Genomic DNA, 17,718 nt, shown 5'->3' on the forward strand with positions numbered 1-17,718 from the left:
ACGACCACCACGTCTGGCCTTCACATCAGGCCTTCACGTCAGGGCTTTACGTCAGGGCTTCTCTGGGGAATGCCCTCACGGGGCCCGGCCGATGATGCAATGAGCACGTGGACACTGACAACCAGCGAGATTAGGCACATGAGTGAGCAGGGCAAGCACGACACCACGGACGTCGTGGCGTACATGAATCGTCTGGGGCACGCAGCGCGCGCGGCAAGCGTCGTGATGCGTCGCGTCGACAGCGGCATCAAGAATCGTGCTCTGCAGACCATGGCGCGTCTGATCGATGAGCGTCGCGAGACACTGGCAGAGGCCAACGCCGAGGACCTGACGCGTGCACGCGCCAATGGGCTCTCGGAGGCGATGGTCGATCGTCTCGCGCTGACGCCGGCGCGTATTGACGCCATGATCGAAGGGCTCGAGCAGGTCGCGGCGCTGCCGGACCCGGTCGGCGAGGTCGATGGGCTGCGCTCGCGTCCGAGCGGCATTCAGGTCGGCCACATGCGCGTGCCGCTGGGCGTGATCGGCATCATCTTCGAGTCACGCCCCAACGTGACCATCGAGGCGGCCAGCCTGTGCCTGAAGTCCGGCAATGCCTGCATCCTGCGCGGTGGCTCCGAGGCCGCGTCCAGCAACCGTGCGCTGAGCGAGATCATCAGCGAGGCGTTGGTGCTCTCCGAGCTGCCGGCCACGGCAGTGCAGGTCGTCGCCACCACGGACCGCGCCGCGGTCGGTGAGCTGATCGCGATGCCCGAGTTCGTCGACGTCATCATTCCGCGCGGTGGCAAGAGCCTCATCTCGCGTATCTCGCGTGATGCGCGCGTGCCGGTCATCAAGCACCTCGATGGCATCTGCCACGTCTATATCGATGCCACGGCTGACCTGGCGATGGCGGTCCGGATCGCCGAGAACGCCAAGACTCATCGCTACGGCACCTGCAACACCATGGAGACACTGCTGGTCGATGCACCGGTTGCCGCCGAGGTCCTGCCGCGTATCGCCGAGCGTCTGGCGGCACATGAAGTCGAGATTCGCGGTTGCGAGCGCACCTGCGAAGTGCTGCCGCAGGCCGTGGCCGCCAGTGCGGAAGACTGGGACACCGAATACCTGGCGCCGATTCTGGCGATTCGCGTCGTGGATGGCGTCGATGAGGCGATGGCGCATATCGAACGTCACAGCTCCGGGCACACCGAGGCCATCATCACTGAGAACTATGCGCTGGCGCGCCGCTTCATGGCGGAAGTCGATTCCAGCTCGGTGATGGTCAACGCCTCCACCCGCTTCGCCGATGGCTTCGAATATGGCCTGGGTGCCGAGATCGGCATCTCCACCGACAAGCTGCATGCGCGTGGCCCGGTTGGGCTTGAGGGCCTGACGACCCGCAAGTACATCGTGTTCGGTGATGGGCAGATTCGCCAGTGAAGGACCAGGTCTCACCCGCCGAGAATCAGGTCGCGTCCGAGCAGACCTTGACGAACGAGCAGGCCCTGTCGCCCGAGGCGCTGGAGGACACCCAGCGCCCCTTGAATGCCGATGGTCTCGCGCAGGAGCGTGAGGCCGTGCATCACGGCACCGAGTCGGCACATGATTCGCGCTCAAGGACTGACACGGCAGCGGAGCCGGGCTTCGAGGGCTGCCTCGGCCCGGTGCCGCGTGTCGCCATGCTCGGCGGTACCTTCGATCCCATCCATCACGGCCATCTGCGCAGTGCCATCGAGCTGCGCGAAGCGCTGGGGCTGGACCATGTGCTGCTGGTGCCTTCGCATCAGCCGCCGCATCGCGCCGCGCCCGGCGTCAGCAGTGACCAGCGCCTGGTGATGCTGGAAGCCGCGATAGAGGCAGAGCCGGGCCTCAAGGCCGATGGGCGTGAGCTGCTGCGCGATGGTCCCTCCTACAGTGCCGACACCCTGGCCAGTCTGCGCGCTGAATATGGCCCGCAGGCGCGGCTGGTGATGGCCATCGGCCATGACGCCTTCCTCAAGCTCGGGGAGTGGCATGCCGCCGATCGTCTGTTCGATGATGCCCATGTGGTGGTGATCGAGCGGCCGGACCATGATGCACCGCTGCCCCGGGCGCTCGAAGCGTTGATCCAGGGGCGCGAGGTCGACTCGGTGGCGGCCTTGATGGCGCGCCCGGGTGGCCACCTGTTGCGCCTGTCGCTGCCGACGCGCATGGCCATCAGTGCCACCTTCGTGCGCGAGCGCCTCGCGCTGGGTGACAGCGTGCGCTACCTGCTGCCGGAAGCGGTGATCCGTCATATCGAAGCGCATGGCCTCTATTGTCCGTCATCGACCTGAGCCCATCATCAGCCTGAGCCCATCATCAGCCTGAGTCCATTATCGAGCTGAGCGTTGTGGCTCTGAACGTCTTGTCGCGTGCGAGCGTGGCATCATGAGAGGGGCGTCACTGCCGCGATCCCGCATCGCCGTGCGTGGCACCCCTTTGGCGAGTAAATGACGATGCCCATAGGCGCGCGCATCGCCAACGGGTAGAATGCGCCCCCTGCCGAACAAACTCCCGAGGAATCATGCAGACCGAAGCTCTTAAAAACCTGGTTGTCGACGCCCTTGAAGAACTCAAGGCCCAGGAAATCAGCGAGATCAATGTCTCCAAGCTGACCAGCGTCACCGATGTGATGGTGATCGCGACCGGTACGTCCAGCCGCCATATCTCCGCGCTGGCCAACAACGTGCAGGTCACCGTGAAAGAAGCCGGCGTCAAGCCGCTGGGCTGTGAAGGCGACAACGGCTCCGACTGGGTGCTGCTGGATCTGGGCGATGTCGTCGTCCACGTCATGCTGGCCGAAACCCGTGCCCTGTACGACCTCGAGCGCCTGTGGAGCGATCTGCCCCGCGAAACGCGTGAAGAGTACGAGCAGAGCCACTGATCCTGCCAGCCTGACCCGACGGTTGCTCGTCGGGGCATGCCAACCGCGCGTTACGTCCTTGCCGGTCGCGATGTCGCGGGCAGGAAGTATCCGATGGAAGGACTGCGGGCTCGCCCGTCGTTCTGACACAGCACGGGACAGGACATGAAGATCCGAGTTTTGGCGGTCGGGCAGAAGATGCCGGACTGGGTGGAGAAGGGTAGCCGGGAATATCTCAAGCGCATGCCGCGGGATTTTTCGCTTGAGTTCATCGAGCTGGCGCCCGGCAATCGCGGCAAGAATGCGGACATCGCCCGTGCCATGGCCAGTGAAGGCGACCGGATGCTTGAAAAACTCAAGGGAAATGAACATGTTGTCGCCCTTGATGTCCTAGGTAAGGCTTGGAGTACCGAGCAGCTTGCCCAGCATGCCGATGATTGGCGGCTGGGAGGGCGAGACGTGGCCATCCTCATCGGTGGTCCGGATGGACTCGACCCACGCCTGCTGGCACGTGCCGATCAGCGCTGGTCGCTCTCGGCACTGACGCTGCCGCACCCCCTGGTGCGCATCGTGCTGGCGGAACAGCTTTACCGCGCCTGGACATTGCTGGTCGGGCACCCCTATCACCGGTAAGCGCCTGCCGCTTGCGACACGACACTGGTTGCGAGACCCGCCATGCGCCAACGCCGGGCGACGATAAAGAATCCTCAACAGGAAGTGCGGATCTTTCGCCTTCGCAGCATCGTGGCTGCCGGCCTTGTGCTGGTGCTGGCCGGATGTCTGCTGGCGCGGCTGCTCTTCCTGCAGGTCGTGGAACACGACATCTATACGACGCGCTCGGACAAGAACCGTGTGCGTGTCGAGCCCTTGCCGCCTACGCGCGGCTTGATCTATGACCGCAATGGTCAGCTGCTCGCCGAAAACCGTCCCAACTACAATCTCACCATCGTGCGCGAACGCGCCGGTGATCTCGAGACGACGCTTGAACGCCTGGTCGAGATTCTCGATCTGCCGCCCGATGAAGTCGAAGACTTCAAGGAACGCTCGCGTCAGCGTCAACGCCCCTATCAGCCCGCCTTGTTGATGAGTGAATTGAGTCAGGAGCAGATCGCGCGTCTGGCCGTCAATCGCTATCGCCTGCCCGGCGTCGAGGTCGAGGCGCAGCTGCTGCGCTACTACCCGGACGCCAAGCCGCTGTCGCATACCCTGGGGTACGTGGGGCGCATCAATCAGGCCGAGCTCAAGACCCTTGACAAGGGCAACTATTCGGGCACCCACTTCATCGGCAAGACCGGTATCGAGCGCTTCTATGAAGAGGAGCTGCACGGTCAGGCGGGCCTGCGCAAGGTGGAAACCAATGCGCGGGGCCGCGTGCTGCGTGAGCTGTCGCGGATCGATCCGGTGCCGGGCAAGGACCTGACGCTGACCATCGACCGCGGCCTGCAGGATCTCGCCTATCGGCTGCTCAAGGGGCGACGTGGTGCCATCGTGGCCATCGAGCCTAAGACGGGCGACATCCTGGCGATGGCCTCCGTGCCGGGCTTCAACTCCAATGAGTTCGTCACCGGCATCAGCGTCAAGAGCTATCGCGCGCTGCAGAATGATATCGACCTGCCGCTGTTCAATCGTGCCATTCGCGGCCAGTACCCGCCGGCCTCGACCGTGAAGCCCTTCATGTCGCTGGCGGGGCTGGAGAACGGTGCCATCACCACCAGCACCACCTTCTACGACCCCGGCTATTTCCAGCTGCCCAATGACAGCCACAAGTATCGCAACTGGCTGCGCTGGGGGCATGGGCGCGTCAACATGCGGCGTGGCATCGCGGTGTCCAATGACACCTTCTTCTACAACGTCGCCTACCGCCTGGGGATCGACCGCATCAGCGAGTACATGCACAAGTTCGGCTTCGGTGAGCAGACGGCGCTGGACGTGCAGGGCGCGCTGCCCGGCCTGATGCCGTCCAAGGAATGGAAGCGCAATCGCTACGACAAGCCCTGGTACCCCGGCGAGACCATCTCCATCGGTATCGGTCAGGGCTACTGGCTTGCCACGCCGTTGCAGCTCGCCTCGGCGGAGGCCGTGCTGGCCAATCGCGGCAGACACGTGACGCCTCACCTGGCCAAACGCATCGGCGACGAGACGGTGTTGCTGCCCCGTAGCGAGGAGAAGCCGGATGTGGTGCTGGACAATCCGGCGTGGTGGGACGATGTCATCGCCGCGCTCGAGGACGTGGTCAGCGGGCGAGAAGGCACGGCGCGCAAGTATGTCGGGCCCGGCCTCAAGTACCGCATGGCCGGCAAGTCCGGTACCGCACAGGTCTTCACCCTCGGACAGGACCAGAAATACAACGGCAAGGAGCTCGCGGAGCGTCTGCGTGATCACGCCCTGTTCGCTGCCTTTGCGCCGGTCGAGCACCCGGAGATCGCCGTCTCCGTGGTGATCGAGAACGGCCAGGGCGGCAGCTCCGTGGCGGGCCCGATGGCGCGCGCCGTCACCGATTACTGGCTGTTGCCGCGCATTGACCCCGAGGCGCGGGAGGCGGCGCTCACGCTGGCTGCCGCTCTGGCACCCCCGGAGGCACCGGCGGGCGAGGGTGAGCAAGGAGAGAACGATGCCGACTGATTATCAGCGCTCGATGCGTGGTGTAGGCGGAGATCTCAGTCATCGCCGCCGCACCAGCCTGTGGGAGCGTATCCACCTCGACCCCTGGCTGTTGCTGTTGCTGCTGGCCGTGCTCGGCTGCGGGCTGATCGTGCTCTACAGCGCCAGTGGCCAGGATATCGACTTCACGTTGCGCCAGGCCTCACGTCAGGCGCTGGCACTGGTGATCATGATCGGGCTCGCCCAGCTGTCACCCGCGACGCTTTACCGCTGGGCGCCGGTCGCCTATGGCGCCGGCTTCCTGATGCTGGTGGCGGTGGAGGTGCTCGGGGATGTCGGCATGGGCGCCCAGCGCTGGCTGGTCATCCCCGGGGTGGTGCGCTTCCAGCCCTCTGAGCTGATGAAGCTGGCGATGCCGATGATGGTCGCCTGCTGGCTCGGGCAGCGCCCGCTGCCCCCACGCTGGCGAGACTTGGCCATCTGCGCCGTGATCATCGTCGCGCCGGTGCTGCTGATCGCGCGCCAGCCGGACCTCGGCACCTCGTTGCTGGTCGCCGCGGCGGGGGTGTTCGTGATCCTGCTGGCGGGGCTTTCCTGGAAGCTGATCGCCTTCTTCGGCGCCTTGATCGCCTCGGCATTGCCGCTTCTGTGGATGGTGATGCACGACTATCAACGCCGCCGTGTGCTGACATTCCTCAATCCGGAGTCTGACCCGCTCGGCGCGGGCTGGAACATCATCCAGTCCAAGACCGCCATCGGCTCGGGCGGCATCTTCGGCAAGGGCTATACCCTGGGGACCCAGTCCCAGCTCGAGTTTCTGCCGGAGCGCCATACCGACTTCATCGTCGCGGTCATCGGGGAGGAGTTCGGCCTGATCGGCATGAGCTTCTTCCTGGGGCTCTACGTGCTGATCGTGCTGCGCGGGCTGGTGATGTCCAACAATGGCCAGGACAGTTTTGCACGGCTGACGGGGGGCGCGATCATCCTGACGTTCTTCGTCTACGTCTTCGTCAACATCGGCATGGTATCGGGTATCTTGCCGGTCGTTGGCGTCCCGTTGCCGCTGGTCAGTTATGGTGGGACCTCCAGCGTGACCTTGCTGGCAGGCTTCGGTATTCTCATGAGCATTCATACCCACCGGCGCCTATTGTCGCGATGACGTGGCGGCCAGTTGCCGAGTGGCAAGGACATTCGCGAGCCCAAGCTCGCAGACAGGCAAGGAGAGAGTCGATGACGGTGATCAATGCGCGTGGGCGACGTCTGAAGCACTGGGGCGCAGCCCTGGTGATGGTGGCACCGCTGCTGGGAATGTCAGGCGTGGCCAAGGCGGCGCCTGATGGCTTCGCCCCGGCGACTCACCCGGAAACGGCCAAGCTGGTCGACGAGCTGGTGGCCAAGGGGCTGGATCGCGATCGCGTGACCGAGCTGATGAACCAGGCCGATTACAGTCAGAAAGTGCTGGATGCCATGTCGCGTCCGGCGGAAGGTCATCTGCGCTGGGACCAGTACCGCGCCATCTTCATGAAGCAATCACGCATCGAAGCCGGTGTGAAGTTCATCGCCGAGCATCGTGAGACCTTCGATCGCGCCCAGGCCGAGTATGGCGTGCCGCCGGAAGTCATCGCCGCCATCATCGGTGTCGAGACCTTCTTCGGCAAGCACACCGGCACTCACCGCGTGATCGATTCACTGTCCACGCTGGCCTTCGATCACCCGCGTCGCGGCAAGTTCTTCCGAGGCGAGCTGGCGGCCTTCCTGCAGCTGACGATTGAGCAGGGCATCGACCCGCTCTCCATCAAGGGCTCCTACGCCGGCGCGATGGGCTATCCGCAGTTCATCCCGACCAGCTATCAGGCCTATGCGGTCGATTTCGATGGCGATGGCGTGCGTGATCTGTGGCACAACCCGGTCGATGCCATCGGCAGCGTCGGCAACTACTTCGCGCGTCATGGCTGGAAGGCCGGTGCGCCGGTGGTCAGCGCCGCGGATGGTCCCGGGACGCCGCCGTCCTCCGTCACCTTCAACAAGACGAAAAAGCCGTACATGAGCGTTTCCGCGCTCGAGGCGGCCGGTGTCCAGGTGGCAGACGACGTGGCCGGCAATACCCAAGTGATTCCGTTGGCGCTGGACCTGAAGCAGGGCTATCGCTACGCCGTCGGCTTCGACAACTTCTACGTCATCACGCGCTACAACCACAGCCACATGTATGCGATGGCCGTCGATGAGCTCTCCCGGGCGATCAAGCGTCGTCTCGAGGACGGAGGTGCGGGATGAGCTGGTCACGCGCGCTACCGCTGACCCTCGCGCTTGCCCTGCTGGCCGGCTGTGCCAGCAGTGGGGGTGGCACCCAGGTCAGTGATGGTGCCTCGGCGAGCACCGGCAAGAAGGCGGGCAAGAATGGCCGCTACGAGATGGACAGCGATGCCTATCCCGATGATGCGCCGGATGTCTCGGCGGTGCCCGATGAGGTGCCACGTGTCGAACCCTATACCCGCAGCGGCAATCGCAGCGAGTACGAGGTATGGGGCAAGACCTATCGCGTGATGGATGATCCGCGCGGTTACGTGGCCGAGGGCACTGCTTCCTGGTACGGCAAGAAGTTTCATGGCTACGCCACCGCCAGTGGCGAGATCTATGACATGTACACCATGACGGCGGCCCACAAGTCGCTGCCATTGCCGACCTATGCGCGTGTCACCAATCTGGACAACGGCAAGCAGGTCATCGTCAAGGTCAACGACCGCGGCCCCTTCCATGAAGACCGCCTGATCGACCTGTCCTACAGCGCGGCATGGCGACTGGACATGCTGGGCCACGGTACCGGGCACGTGCGTGTCGAGACCCTCGACGCCACGACCTGGAAGCCGGGCCCGAGTCCGACCCAGGGCACGGCAGAGTCCGAGCGTCTGCTGGCGCGCAGCCAGGCGGTGCGCCGCGAGCAAGGCATTGCCGGGCTTGACGCGATGCAGGCAACCGGCGGTTCCGTGGCCTCGAGCGCTTCCGGCGCGAGCGTTGCCGCCAAGCCCGTGGTAGCCTCTGCTGCGCCGAGCAGCACGTCCTCCGTGGCGAACGGGGAAGCTACCTTCCTGCAGGTCGCGGCGGTCAGTGATCTGAGCAAGGCCGACAGCATTCGTGCCAGTGTCAGCTCCCGTCTGGGACGTCCGACTCGCGTGCTGGGCAGCGGCGACCTCTACAAGGTTCAGGTCGGCCCGCTGGAAGACAATGTCCGTATTGAATCGCTCAAGTCGGCGCTGGCCGATGCTGGCTATGCCGGGGCCTTCAGCGTCACGGCAGAGCGATAAGGGCCGCAGGCCCGTTTTCATCCATCATGCGCTTCGTGAAGAGGCGCAACCTGGCCGAGGCGCAAGCCTCGGCTTATGCATGAGTGTCAAAGAGATTCCAACATGTCCCTGAAAGCCCGACTTCTTCCTCTTCGGCGTCGATTCTCCGCGCTGATGGCGGCCAGCGGCATTGCGCTGTTCGCAGGCGTTGCCGCCACCCCGGCCCACGCCATCGAGACGGATACCCTGATTCCGGCGGCGCCGCAGCTGGCGGCTTCTTCCTGGATCCTGATGGACGCCAATTCCGGGCGCATCCTGGTCGAGCACAACGCCGACAAGCGCCTGCCGCCGGCCAGTCTGACCAAGATGATGACGGCCTACCTGGTCGAGAGCGAGATGGACGACGGCAAGCTGAGCCCGGACGAGAAGGTCCGCATCAGCGTCAATGCCTGGAAGACGGGTGGCTCGCGCATGTTCATCCGCGAAGGCACCAGCGTCACCGTCGATGACCTGCTGCACGGTGTCATCATCCAGTCCGGCAACGACGCCAGCGTCGCGCTGGCCGAGCGCATCGGCGGCAGCGAAGGTTCCTTCGCCGACCTGATGAACCAGCACGCCAAGCGTCTGGGCATGAAGAACACCCATTACATGAACGCCACTGGCCTGCCGCACGCGGAGCATTACTCCACGGCGCACGACCTGGCGATTCTGGCGCGTCGCATCATCAAGGACTACCCGGATCACTACGAGATCTACTCCCAGAAGTACTTCACCTGGAATGGCATCAAGCAGCCGAACCGCAACAAGCTGCTGTGGCGTGACAAGGATGTCGATGGCCTGAAGACCGGCCACACCGAAGAAGCCGGCTACTGCCTGGTGGCATCCGCCAAGAAGGAAGATACCCGCCTGATCAGTGTCGTGATGGGCACCAAGTCCGAAGAGGCGCGTGCGCAGGAATCCCAGAAGCTGTTGACCTACGGCTTCCGCTACTTCGAGAGCAAGAAGCTCTATGACAAGGGCGCGGTGCTCAACCAGGCGCGTGTCTGGGGTGGCGAGAAGGACCAGGTGCGTCTGGGCATGGCTCAGGACGTCTTCCTGACCGTGCCGAGTGGTCAGGCTGACAAGCTGACCGCGCGTCTTGATCTCAAGGACACCATCAAGGCCCCGGTTCAGGCCGGCGAGCAGTACGGTACCCTGCAGATCAAGCTGGACGACAAGGTGCTGGCCGAAGAACCGCTGGTCGCACTGGAGCCGGTGGAGCAGGGCGGCCTGTTCAAGCGTCTGTGGGATGCCCTGATGCTGTTCTTCCACGGCCTGTTCAACTGAGTCAGTCGTCTGGCTGTGCGAAGTGACGCGGCCGATGACATGATTCAGTGATGACAGTGGGGCGCGCGTGCTGGCGGTGCCAGGCGCGCGCCCCTGAATATCGCGGTCGTGTACTCAACAAAGGGCGATCCGGCTGACGGATCGCCCTTTGTTGAGTAGAATGGTCGGAAATAGAGTTACCTGAAGGGCTATCCCCATGGCCAAGACGCCAGCAGCTGGTGGGCAGACGCCCCCGAAGATTGAATTCCCGTGTGATTTCTCCCTCAAGATCGTCGGCACCGCCGCAGAAGATCTCGTCGAAGTGGTCTGCAATATCCTGGAAGTGCATGCGCCGGGCTTCGATGCGACGGCCATCACCTGGCAGGACAGCAAGAACGGCAACTACCGCAGCATCCGTGTGGTGATCCGTGCCACCGGTACCGATCAGCTGGATGCGCTGCACCGTGACCTCAAGGCCACCGGTCGCATCCACATGGTGCTGTGATCCAGGCATGAAACGCTGGATTTCCTTGTCTTGCGCCTTGATGACAGGAGCGCATGCATGAACACGATTCAGGTCTACCACCTCGGCCTCAAGGCCTATGATGAGGTGTGGTCGGCCATGCGCCACTTCACCGATACGCGTGCGGCCGATGCGCCGGACGAGCTGTGGGTGGTGGAGCACCCGCCGGTCTTTACCCAGGGCCAGGCGGGCAAGCCGGAGCATCTGTTGATGCCGGGCGACATTCCGGTGGTGCAGACCGACCGTGGCGGCCAGGTGACCTATCATGGGCCCGGCCAGCTGGTGCTCTACCCGCTGCTCAACGTCAAGCGGGGCGGCATCGGCGTTCGCCAGCTGGTGACGGCGCTGGAAGAGACGGTGGTGGCGGCGATGGCCGAGCATGGCATCGAGGCCTATCCGCGTCCGGACGCGCCTGGCGTCTATGTGAAGAAGTCGGCGCAGCGTGGCGATGACCCGCGTCGTTCGATGGAAGAGGCCAAGATCGCCTCGCTGGGACTGCGCATCCGGCGTGGTTGCAGCTTTCACGGCGTGGCGATCAATCTGGACATGGACCTCGCGCCCTTCGGGCGCATCAATCCCTGCGGCTATGCCGGCATGGCGATGACCCAGCTGCGCGATCTCGTTCGCGCACCGGTGGATCTTGCCAGCGAGCGTGACCGCCTGGTGCGTTGTCTGGGCGCAAGCCTGGGCGATGTGACCCTGACTCCGGTGAGCGGCCTGCCCGCGGCACTGGCTGACATTTCTCGAACAGCAGGACAGAACTGATGACCGAGACCATCGCTACCACGAAGCCCGCTCCCTCCGCTGCTCCTGCCCGCAAGGAGCGTGGCGTGAAGCTGCGCGGCGCCGAGAAGGTTGCCCGCATTCCGGTCAAGGTGATTCCCACCGAGACCTTGCCCAAGAAGCCGGACTGGCTGCGTGTGCGCATGCCGGCCTCGCCGGAAGTCACGCGCATCAAGCAGACGCTGCGCAAGCACGGCCTGCACACGGTCTGTGAAGAAGCCTCCTGCCCGAACCTGGGCGAGTGCTTCAGTGGCGGCACCGCGACCTTCATGATCATGGGTGACATCTGCACCCGTCGTTGCCCGTTCTGCGACGTGGCGCACGGTCGCCCCAACGCGCTGAATGCCGACGAGCCGCGCGAGCTGGCCGAGGCCATCGCCGAGATGCGCCTGAATTACGTCGTCGTGACCTCCGTCGACCGTGATGACCTGCGCGACGGTGGCTCCAACCACATCGCCGAGTGCATCCGCGAGATTCGCGAGAAGTGCGATGGCACCGAGATCGAAGTGCTGGTTCCGGACTTCCGTGGCCGCATGCAGGTCGCGCTGGACGTGCTCGAGCAGACGCCGCCGGACGTCTTCAACCACAACCTGGAAACCGTGCCGAGCCTTTATCGTCGCGTGCGTCCGGGTGCCGACTACCAGTGGTCACTTGATCTGCTCAAGGGCTACAAGGAGCGTCGTCCGGAAGTGAAGACCAAGTCCGGTCTGATGCTGGGTGTCGGCGAGACTGACGAGCAGGTGCTCGAAGTCATGCAGGACCTGCGCAACCACGGTGTCGACATGCTGACCCTGGGTCAGTACATGCAGCCGTCGCGCAACCACCTGCCCATCGACCGCTGGGTGCACCCGGACACCTTCGATTGGCTCGGCCAGAAGGCGCGCGAGATGGGCTTCTCGCATGTCGCCTCCGGCCCGCTGGTGCGCTCTTCCTACCACGCCGACAAACAGGCGCACGGTGTGGAAGTGAAGTAAGCCGCACTGCTGACATGCCGTCAGTCGCCTGAACGAAAAAACCGCCATGGAGCTCGTCTCCATGGCGGTTTTTTCATGTGGCTTGCGTCATCAGAACGCTATGTTCATTGCTCGGTTGCCAGCGGCAGGCAGGCCACGCTGTGCCCGGGGATGGGCTCCATCGGCGCGCTGAAGTGAGCATTGAGTTCCGGCAGCAGCTCGCGCACGAAGCGCAGGAACAGCTCGGTGACCGGCGTGGGGTAGCGGTCCTTGGGGTAGACGGTGCACCAGCTGCGTCTGAGCGGGAAGCCCGGCAGCGAGGGCGAGGCCAGCAAGCCTGAGGCCAGCTCGAGCTGAACCGACAGTCGCGGCAGGATCGCCACGCCCAGGTGCGCCATCACGCCTTGCTTGATGGCCTCATTGGAGCCCAGCTCCAGCGTATGGCGCAGTGAAACGCGCTCGCGTGCGGCGAACTCCTCGAAGGCGGTACGCGTGCCGGAGCCGGGTTCACGCATCAGCATGTAGTACTGCGCGAGGTCTTCCAGGGTGATGCCCTTGACCTCCAGCAGCGGATGACCGGGCCAGACGACGGGGATCAGCTCGTTGTCGAGAATCGGCATGAAGGCCAGATTGGCGTCATCCGGCACCATGCCCATGATCACCAGGTCATCGCGCCGCTCGGCGAGGCGCTCGAGCGCCTGACCGCGATTGCAGACGCGCAGGCGCACCGAGACTTCCGGATACCGCGCCCGAAAGCGCGCCAGAATATGCGGCACCACGTACTGAGCGGTGGAAACGGCAGCCAGATTGAGCTCGCCGCGGATGGTGCCGGCGATCTCCGACAGCTCCATCTGCAGGCTCGAGACCTCGCCGAAGATCGACTGCACCGAGTTCGCCAGGGCATCAGCCGCCGGCAGGATATGTAGCGTCTTGCCGGCATATTTGAACAGCGATTGCTCGAGTGCCTGCTCCAATTGACGAATCTGGGCACTGACGGCGGGTTGCGTCAGGCCAAGTTGCTCGGCCGCACGGGAGTAGGACTGTTGGCGATGAACCGCTTGGAACACCTGTAACTGTCTGAAAGTTAAGCGATTCAACAAGTTTGGACGCGACATGACACACCCAGTCATAAGGTTTTACTTATAGATTGGCAAAAAAATATCAACTTTTCTATTGGTCTCTCGCTGGGTAGCGTGGAACGCATGCTACCTCGTGTCTGTCAGCGCCGTTGTCGCGTCTGGCGGTCAATGACAAGCGCACGACCAGAGCACCACAACAAGATCACGCGTCACGTCCGGGAGAGTCACCATGTTTCGCAAGTTGCTGATTGCCAACCGAGGGGAAATCGCAGTGCGCATTGTACGCGCCTGTGCCGAGATGGACATCCGCTCAGTCGCTGTCTACACCGAACCTGATCGTTTCTCCTTGCACGTCAAACGCGCCGATGAAGCGCATTTCATCGGCGAAGACCCGCTGGCCGGCTATCTGGATGCCCGCCGCCTGGTCGATCTCGCGCGCGAGACCGGCTGTGACGCCATCCATCCGGGTTACGGATTCCTGTCGGAGAACGCCGAATTCGCGGCCATCTGTGAAGCGGCGGGTATCGCCTTCGTGGGGCCGGCCAGCAGTGTCATCGCCCGCATGGGTGACAAGACCCAGGCCCGCGATGCCATGAAGGCGGCCGGCGTGCCGGTGACGCCGGGCTCGGCCGGCAATCTGGCCGATGTCGAGGAGGCGCTGAGTGTCGCCGAGCAGGTCGGCTACCCCGTCATGCTCAAGGCTACCTCAGGCGGTGGGGGGCGCGGTATCCGGCGTTGTGATGATGCTCATCAGCTCGAGCAGGCCTGGGGACGCGTGATCTCGGAAGCCACCAAGGCCTTCGGCAGTGCCGATGTGTTCCTCGAGCGTTGCGTGGTCGACCCGCTGCATATCGAGGTGCAGATCCTGGCCGACAATCACGACAACGTGATTCATCTGTTCGAGCGTGACTGCTCCATCCAGCGTCGCAACCAGAAGCTGATCGAGATTGCCCCCAGTCCGCAGCTGACACCGGAGCAGCGCTCCTACGTCGGGGAGATGGCGGTACGTGCCGCCCGCGCCGTCGGCTATCGCAACGCCGGTACCGTGGAGTTTCTGGTCAAGGGCAACGAGATCTACTTCATGGAGATGAACACTCGCGTGCAGGTGGAACACACCATCAGCGAGGCCATCACCGGGGTGGACATCGTGCGCGAGCAGATCCGCATCGCCTGGGGCCACAAGCTGGCCTTCCGTCAGGAAGACATTCGCCATCACGGTTATGCGATCCAGTTCCGCATCAACGCCGAGGACCCCAAGAACGACTTCCTGCCAAGCTTCGGGCGCATCACGCGCTACTACGCGCCGGGCGGACCTGGCGTGCGCACCGATACCGCGATCTATACCGGCTACACCATCCCGCCGTATTTCGATTCCATGTGTCTGAAGCTCATCGTGTGGGGGCTGACCTGGGAAGAGGTCATCAATCGTGGTTCACGTGCCCTCAATGACATGCGTCTGCAGGGCGTCAAGACCACGGCGCCTTACTATCAGGAAATCCTCAAGCACCCTGATTTCCGCAACGCACACTTCGATACCGGCTTCGTGGCTGCCCACCCGGAATTGACCCAGTACTCGGTCAAGCGCCTGCCGGAACAGACAGCACTGGCGATCGCGGCGGCCATCGCGGCCCACGCCGGTCTCTGATGCGCACCTGATGCCCCTGATGTCGTGAATCTTCCCTGAGCTTCCCCCGGTTCACGTAGCCAACAATTAGAAGGACCCCAGACATGACAGCTGCAACCCCCAACACCCCCGCCGTCGATCACGCCGAGCGCGTCAAGGTCACCGAAGTCGTGCTGCGCGATGGCCACCAGTCATTGATCGCGACCCGCATGCGCACCGAGGACATGCTGCCGATCGCCGCGCGCCTCGATCAGGCCGGTTTCTACAGTCTCGAAGTGTGGGGCGGCGCGACCTTCGATGCCTGCGTGCGTTTTTTGAAGGAAGACCCCTGGACGCGTCTGAAGGCGCTCAAGGAAGCCATGCCCAACACCCCGCTGCAGATGCTGCTGCGCGGCCAGAACCTGCTCGGCTATCGTCACTACGCCGATGATGTGGTGGAGGCCTTCGTCGAGCGCGCCGCGGCAGGTGGCATCGATATCTTCCGTGTCTTCGATGCCTTGAATGATCTGCGCAACATGGAAACCGCCATGCGCGCGGTCAAGAAGGCCGGCAAGCACGCCCAGGGCACCATCTGCTACACCGTGAGCCCGGTGCATACGCTGGAGATGTACGTCGAGCAGGCGCGCAAGCTGGTCGAGATGGGGGCCGATTCCATCGCCATCAAGGACATGGCCGGCCTGCTGACGCCGTACGCCACCTATGATCTGGTCAGCGCGCTGGTCGAGGCGGTCGAGGTGCCGGTCCACCTGCACAGCCACGCCACGGCGGGCCTGGCGCCGCAGTGCCAGATCAAGGCCGTCGAGGCGGGCTGTCGCCACATCGATACCTGTATCTCGGCCTTCGCCGGCGGCACCAGCCATCCGGCCACCGAATCCTTCGTGGCCTCGCTGCGCGGCACCCAGTGGGATACCGGCCTTGAGCTGGAGTCGCTGCGCGAGATCGGCGATTACTTCCACGAGGTGCGCAGCAAGTACTCAGCCTTCGAGAGCGAATTCACCCGCGAGGATGTCTCGGTCCAGATCAGTCAGATCCCCGGCGGCATGATGTCCAACCTGGCCAGCCAGCTGAAGGAGCAGAACGCCCTGGAGCGCATCCGCGAGGTGTTCGATGAGATTCCGCGTGTGCGTGCCGATCTCGGCTACCCGCCGCTGGTCACCCCGACCTCGCAGATCGTCGGCACCCAGGCGGTTCTCAACGTGCTGACCGGCGAGCGCTACAAGAGCATCACCAACGAGGTGAAGCGCTATCTGCAGGGCGGCTATGGTCAGGCGCCGGCACCGGTCAACGAAGAGGTCCGCTCGCGTGCCATCGGCAACGCGCCGGTGGAAGTCGGGCGCCCGGCCGACCTGCTCGCGCCGGAGATGACGCGCCTCACCGAGGAGCTGGGCGAGCTGGCCGAATCCCCCGAGGACGTGCTGACCTTCGCCATGTTCCCGGAGCTGGGACGTGACTTCCTCAACGAGCGTCGTGCCGGCACGCTCACACCGGAAATCATCCCCCAGGGCGAGGCGGAGCGCCCGGTGACCTCTGGCGTGCCGACCGAGTTCGTCATCGACGTGCACGGCGAGTCCTACGCGGTGCAGATCACCGGCGTCGGCGGTGCCAAGGGCAGCAAGCGTCACGTCTACCTGACCCTGGACGGCATGCCGGAAGAGGTAGTGTTCGAGGCCAAGGACGATTACGTGGCGGGCGGCCAGAGCGGCGGACGTGCCAGCGCCTCGGCGCCGGGCCATGTCACCACCGCGATGCCGGGCAACATCGTCGAGGTACTGGTCGCGGTCGGTGACAGCGTCACCGCGGGCCAGTCGGTGCTGATCAGTGAGGCGATGAAGATGGAGACCGAGATCGCCGCGCGTGTCGACGGTACCGTCAAGGCCATTCATGTCGCGCGTGGCGATCGTGTCACGCCGGGGGAAGTACTGATCGAGATCGCGTGATGCCAGCGGCGGCGAGGTTGCAAAATCTGGCCGCCGTCACCATCTGACAGCTATACGATCACCAGGGGCGGCCGGGCATCTTCGAGGCTCTGCCGTCCTTTCCTGTGGAAGGACCAACATGGCAACACATTTCGAGCAGGCTCCCGGCCTGAGTGAGCAGATCGACCCGGCCACCCGTGGCTACGTCTTCAACCAGACCATGCTGCGCATCAAGGACCCCGAGCGCAGCCTGGATTTCTACACTCGCGTGCTGGGCATGCGTCTGGTGCGCAAGCTCGACTTCCCGGAAATGCAGTTCAGCCTCTATTTCCTCGCCTATCTGGATGACGACCAGGCCAGTGAAGTGCCCGGTGATGACCTCAAGCGCACCACCTACACCTTCGGGCGTGAGGCGATGCTGGAGCTGACCCATAACTGGGGCACCGAGAATGACCCGGACTTCGCCTACCATGACGGCAACGCCCAGCCGCAGGGCTTCGGCCATATCGGGGTCAGCGTGCCGGATGTCTACGCGGCTGCCGAGCGTTTCGAGTCGCTGGGCGTCGAGTTCGTCAAGCGTCCCGACGATGGCAAGATGAAGGGTCTGGCCTTCGTGAAGGACCCCGATGGCTACTGGATCGAGATCCTGCGCGCCGATACCTTCGAGCGTCAGGCCAACGGCGAAGCCTGAGGCAGGCCGCCGCTGTAAACAACCGTCACCGCCGGCATGCCCGGGGTGGCGGTTTTTCGTTCATACGAAACCCCGCGTTGCAGGGGTGTCAGCGGC

At 64.0% G+C, this 17,718-nt stretch carries 16 protein-coding genes; 15 read left to right on the top strand and 1 reads right to left on the bottom strand.

Annotated elements, in window-relative coordinates:
* The first annotated feature begins 138 nt into the window (after positions 1–138).
* The 12 genes from QD280_RS09895 (at position 139) to lipA (ending at position 12,333) form a co-directional block, all read left to right on the top strand.
* On the top strand, positions 139–1,422 hold the full coding sequence (locus QD280_RS09895; protein WP_279839111.1) for a glutamate-5-semialdehyde dehydrogenase: 1,284 nt from the start codon (positions 139–141) through the stop codon (positions 1,420–1,422).
* A gap of 239 nt (positions 1,423–1,661) precedes the next feature.
* The gene (gene nadD / locus QD280_RS09900) at positions 1,662–2,297 is read left to right on the top strand and encodes a nicotinate-nucleotide adenylyltransferase (protein WP_279839131.1); all 636 of its coding nucleotides are present in this window, start codon (positions 1,662–1,664) and stop codon (positions 2,295–2,297) included.
* Between the two features lie 230 nt (positions 2,298–2,527).
* Positions 2,528–2,887 (top strand): ribosome silencing factor, encoded by a 360-nt coding sequence (gene rsfS / locus QD280_RS09905; RefSeq protein WP_043331961.1) that lies wholly within the window; start codon positions 2,528–2,530, stop codon positions 2,885–2,887.
* A gap of 144 nt (positions 2,888–3,031) precedes the next feature.
* On the top strand, positions 3,032–3,499 hold the full coding sequence (gene rlmH, locus QD280_RS09910) for a 23S rRNA (pseudouridine(1915)-N(3))-methyltransferase RlmH (RefSeq protein ID WP_043331959.1): 468 nt from the start codon (positions 3,032–3,034) through the stop codon (positions 3,497–3,499).
* Positions 3,500–3,541: 42 nt separating this feature from the next.
* On the top strand, positions 3,542–5,488 hold the full coding sequence (gene mrdA, locus QD280_RS09915) for a penicillin-binding protein 2 (protein WP_279836410.1): 1,947 nt from the start codon (positions 3,542–3,544) through the stop codon (positions 5,486–5,488).
* The gene (rodA, locus tag QD280_RS09920) at positions 5,478–6,626 is read left to right on the top strand and encodes a rod shape-determining protein RodA (RefSeq protein ID WP_043331958.1); all 1,149 of its coding nucleotides are present in this window, start codon (positions 5,478–5,480) and stop codon (positions 6,624–6,626) included. Before mrdA ends, rodA begins: the two co-directional genes overlap by 11 nt.
* Before the next feature lie 71 nt (positions 6,627–6,697).
* Complete coding sequence (gene mltB, locus QD280_RS09925) at positions 6,698–7,741, top strand: lytic murein transglycosylase B (protein ID WP_043331956.1); 1,044 nt, start codon at positions 6,698–6,700, stop codon at positions 7,739–7,741.
* The gene (locus tag QD280_RS09930; protein ID WP_192838405.1) at positions 7,738–8,769 is read left to right on the top strand and encodes a septal ring lytic transglycosylase RlpA family protein; all 1,032 of its coding nucleotides are present in this window, start codon (positions 7,738–7,740) and stop codon (positions 8,767–8,769) included. The genes mltB and QD280_RS09930 overlap by 4 nt, the downstream gene beginning before the upstream one ends.
* A gap of 102 nt (positions 8,770–8,871) precedes the next feature.
* Positions 8,872–10,074, top strand: a complete 1,203-nt coding sequence (locus QD280_RS09935) for a D-alanyl-D-alanine carboxypeptidase family protein (RefSeq protein ID WP_054555032.1) — start codon at positions 8,872–8,874, stop codon at positions 10,072–10,074.
* A gap of 196 nt (positions 10,075–10,270) precedes the next feature.
* Positions 10,271–10,558, top strand: a complete 288-nt coding sequence (locus QD280_RS09940; RefSeq protein ID WP_043331948.1) for a DUF493 domain-containing protein — start codon at positions 10,271–10,273, stop codon at positions 10,556–10,558.
* Between the two features lie 57 nt (positions 10,559–10,615).
* Complete coding sequence (gene lipB, locus QD280_RS09945; protein ID WP_279839112.1) at positions 10,616–11,341, top strand: lipoyl(octanoyl) transferase LipB; 726 nt, start codon at positions 10,616–10,618, stop codon at positions 11,339–11,341.
* Positions 11,341–12,333, top strand: coding sequence for a lipoyl synthase (gene lipA / locus QD280_RS09950; protein ID WP_052384342.1), 993 nt, complete (start codon positions 11,341–11,343; stop codon positions 12,331–12,333). The genes lipB and lipA overlap by 1 nt, the downstream gene beginning before the upstream one ends.
* 104 nt (positions 12,334–12,437) lie before the next feature.
* Here the strand turns inward: lipA and QD280_RS09955 are convergent, their stop codons facing one another.
* Positions 12,438–13,427, bottom strand: coding sequence for a LysR family transcriptional regulator (locus QD280_RS09955; protein WP_043331946.1), 990 nt, complete (start codon positions 13,425–13,427; stop codon positions 12,438–12,440).
* Positions 13,428–13,620: 193 nt separating this feature from the next.
* Between QD280_RS09955 and QD280_RS09960 the strand changes: the two genes are divergently transcribed.
* From QD280_RS09960 to gloA, 3 genes are all read left to right on the top strand, one after another.
* The gene (locus QD280_RS09960; RefSeq protein WP_043331944.1) at positions 13,621–15,036 is read left to right on the top strand and encodes an acetyl-CoA carboxylase biotin carboxylase subunit; all 1,416 of its coding nucleotides are present in this window, start codon (positions 13,621–13,623) and stop codon (positions 15,034–15,036) included.
* An 83-nt stretch (positions 15,037–15,119) separates the two neighbouring features.
* Positions 15,120–16,952, top strand: a complete 1,833-nt coding sequence (oadA, locus tag QD280_RS09965) for a sodium-extruding oxaloacetate decarboxylase subunit alpha (protein WP_153635237.1) — start codon at positions 15,120–15,122, stop codon at positions 16,950–16,952.
* Between the two features lie 118 nt (positions 16,953–17,070).
* The gene (gloA, locus tag QD280_RS09970) at positions 17,071–17,622 is read left to right on the top strand and encodes a lactoylglutathione lyase (protein WP_215823976.1); all 552 of its coding nucleotides are present in this window, start codon (positions 17,071–17,073) and stop codon (positions 17,620–17,622) included.
* Positions 17,623–17,718: the final 96 nt, after the last annotated feature.

It is taken from the genome of Cobetia sp. 1AS1 (assembly GCF_029846435.1).
Lineage (GTDB): Bacteria > Pseudomonadota > Gammaproteobacteria > Pseudomonadales > Halomonadaceae > Cobetia > Cobetia amphilecti.

Coding starts and splice junctions, on each gene's coding strand:
- QD280_RS09895 (WP_279839111.1), top strand. CDS start 139: ATGAGTGAGCAGGGCAAGCACGACACCACGGACGTCGTGGCGTACATG.
- nadD (WP_279839131.1), top strand. CDS start 1,662: ATGCTCGGCGGTACCTTCGATCCCATCCATCACGGCCATCTGCGCAGT.
- rsfS (WP_043331961.1), top strand. CDS start 2,528: ATGCAGACCGAAGCTCTTAAAAACCTGGTTGTCGACGCCCTTGAAGAA.
- rlmH (WP_043331959.1), top strand. CDS start 3,032: ATGAAGATCCGAGTTTTGGCGGTCGGGCAGAAGATGCCGGACTGGGTG.
- mrdA (WP_279836410.1), top strand. CDS start 3,542: ATGCGCCAACGCCGGGCGACGATAAAGAATCCTCAACAGGAAGTGCGG.
- rodA (WP_043331958.1), top strand. CDS start 5,478: ATGCCGACTGATTATCAGCGCTCGATGCGTGGTGTAGGCGGAGATCTC.
- mltB (WP_043331956.1), top strand. CDS start 6,698: ATGACGGTGATCAATGCGCGTGGGCGACGTCTGAAGCACTGGGGCGCA.
- QD280_RS09930 (WP_192838405.1), top strand. CDS start 7,738: ATGAGCTGGTCACGCGCGCTACCGCTGACCCTCGCGCTTGCCCTGCTG.
- QD280_RS09935 (WP_054555032.1), top strand. CDS start 8,872: ATGTCCCTGAAAGCCCGACTTCTTCCTCTTCGGCGTCGATTCTCCGCG.
- QD280_RS09940 (WP_043331948.1), top strand. CDS start 10,271: ATGGCCAAGACGCCAGCAGCTGGTGGGCAGACGCCCCCGAAGATTGAA.
- lipB (WP_279839112.1), top strand. CDS start 10,616: ATGAACACGATTCAGGTCTACCACCTCGGCCTCAAGGCCTATGATGAG.
- lipA (WP_052384342.1), top strand. CDS start 11,341: ATGACCGAGACCATCGCTACCACGAAGCCCGCTCCCTCCGCTGCTCCT.
- QD280_RS09955 (WP_043331946.1), bottom strand. CDS start 13,427: ATGTCGCGTCCAAACTTGTTGAATCGCTTAACTTTCAGACAGTTACAG.
- QD280_RS09960 (WP_043331944.1), top strand. CDS start 13,621: ATGTTTCGCAAGTTGCTGATTGCCAACCGAGGGGAAATCGCAGTGCGC.
- oadA (WP_153635237.1), top strand. CDS start 15,120: ATGACAGCTGCAACCCCCAACACCCCCGCCGTCGATCACGCCGAGCGC.
- gloA (WP_215823976.1), top strand. CDS start 17,071: ATGGCAACACATTTCGAGCAGGCTCCCGGCCTGAGTGAGCAGATCGAC.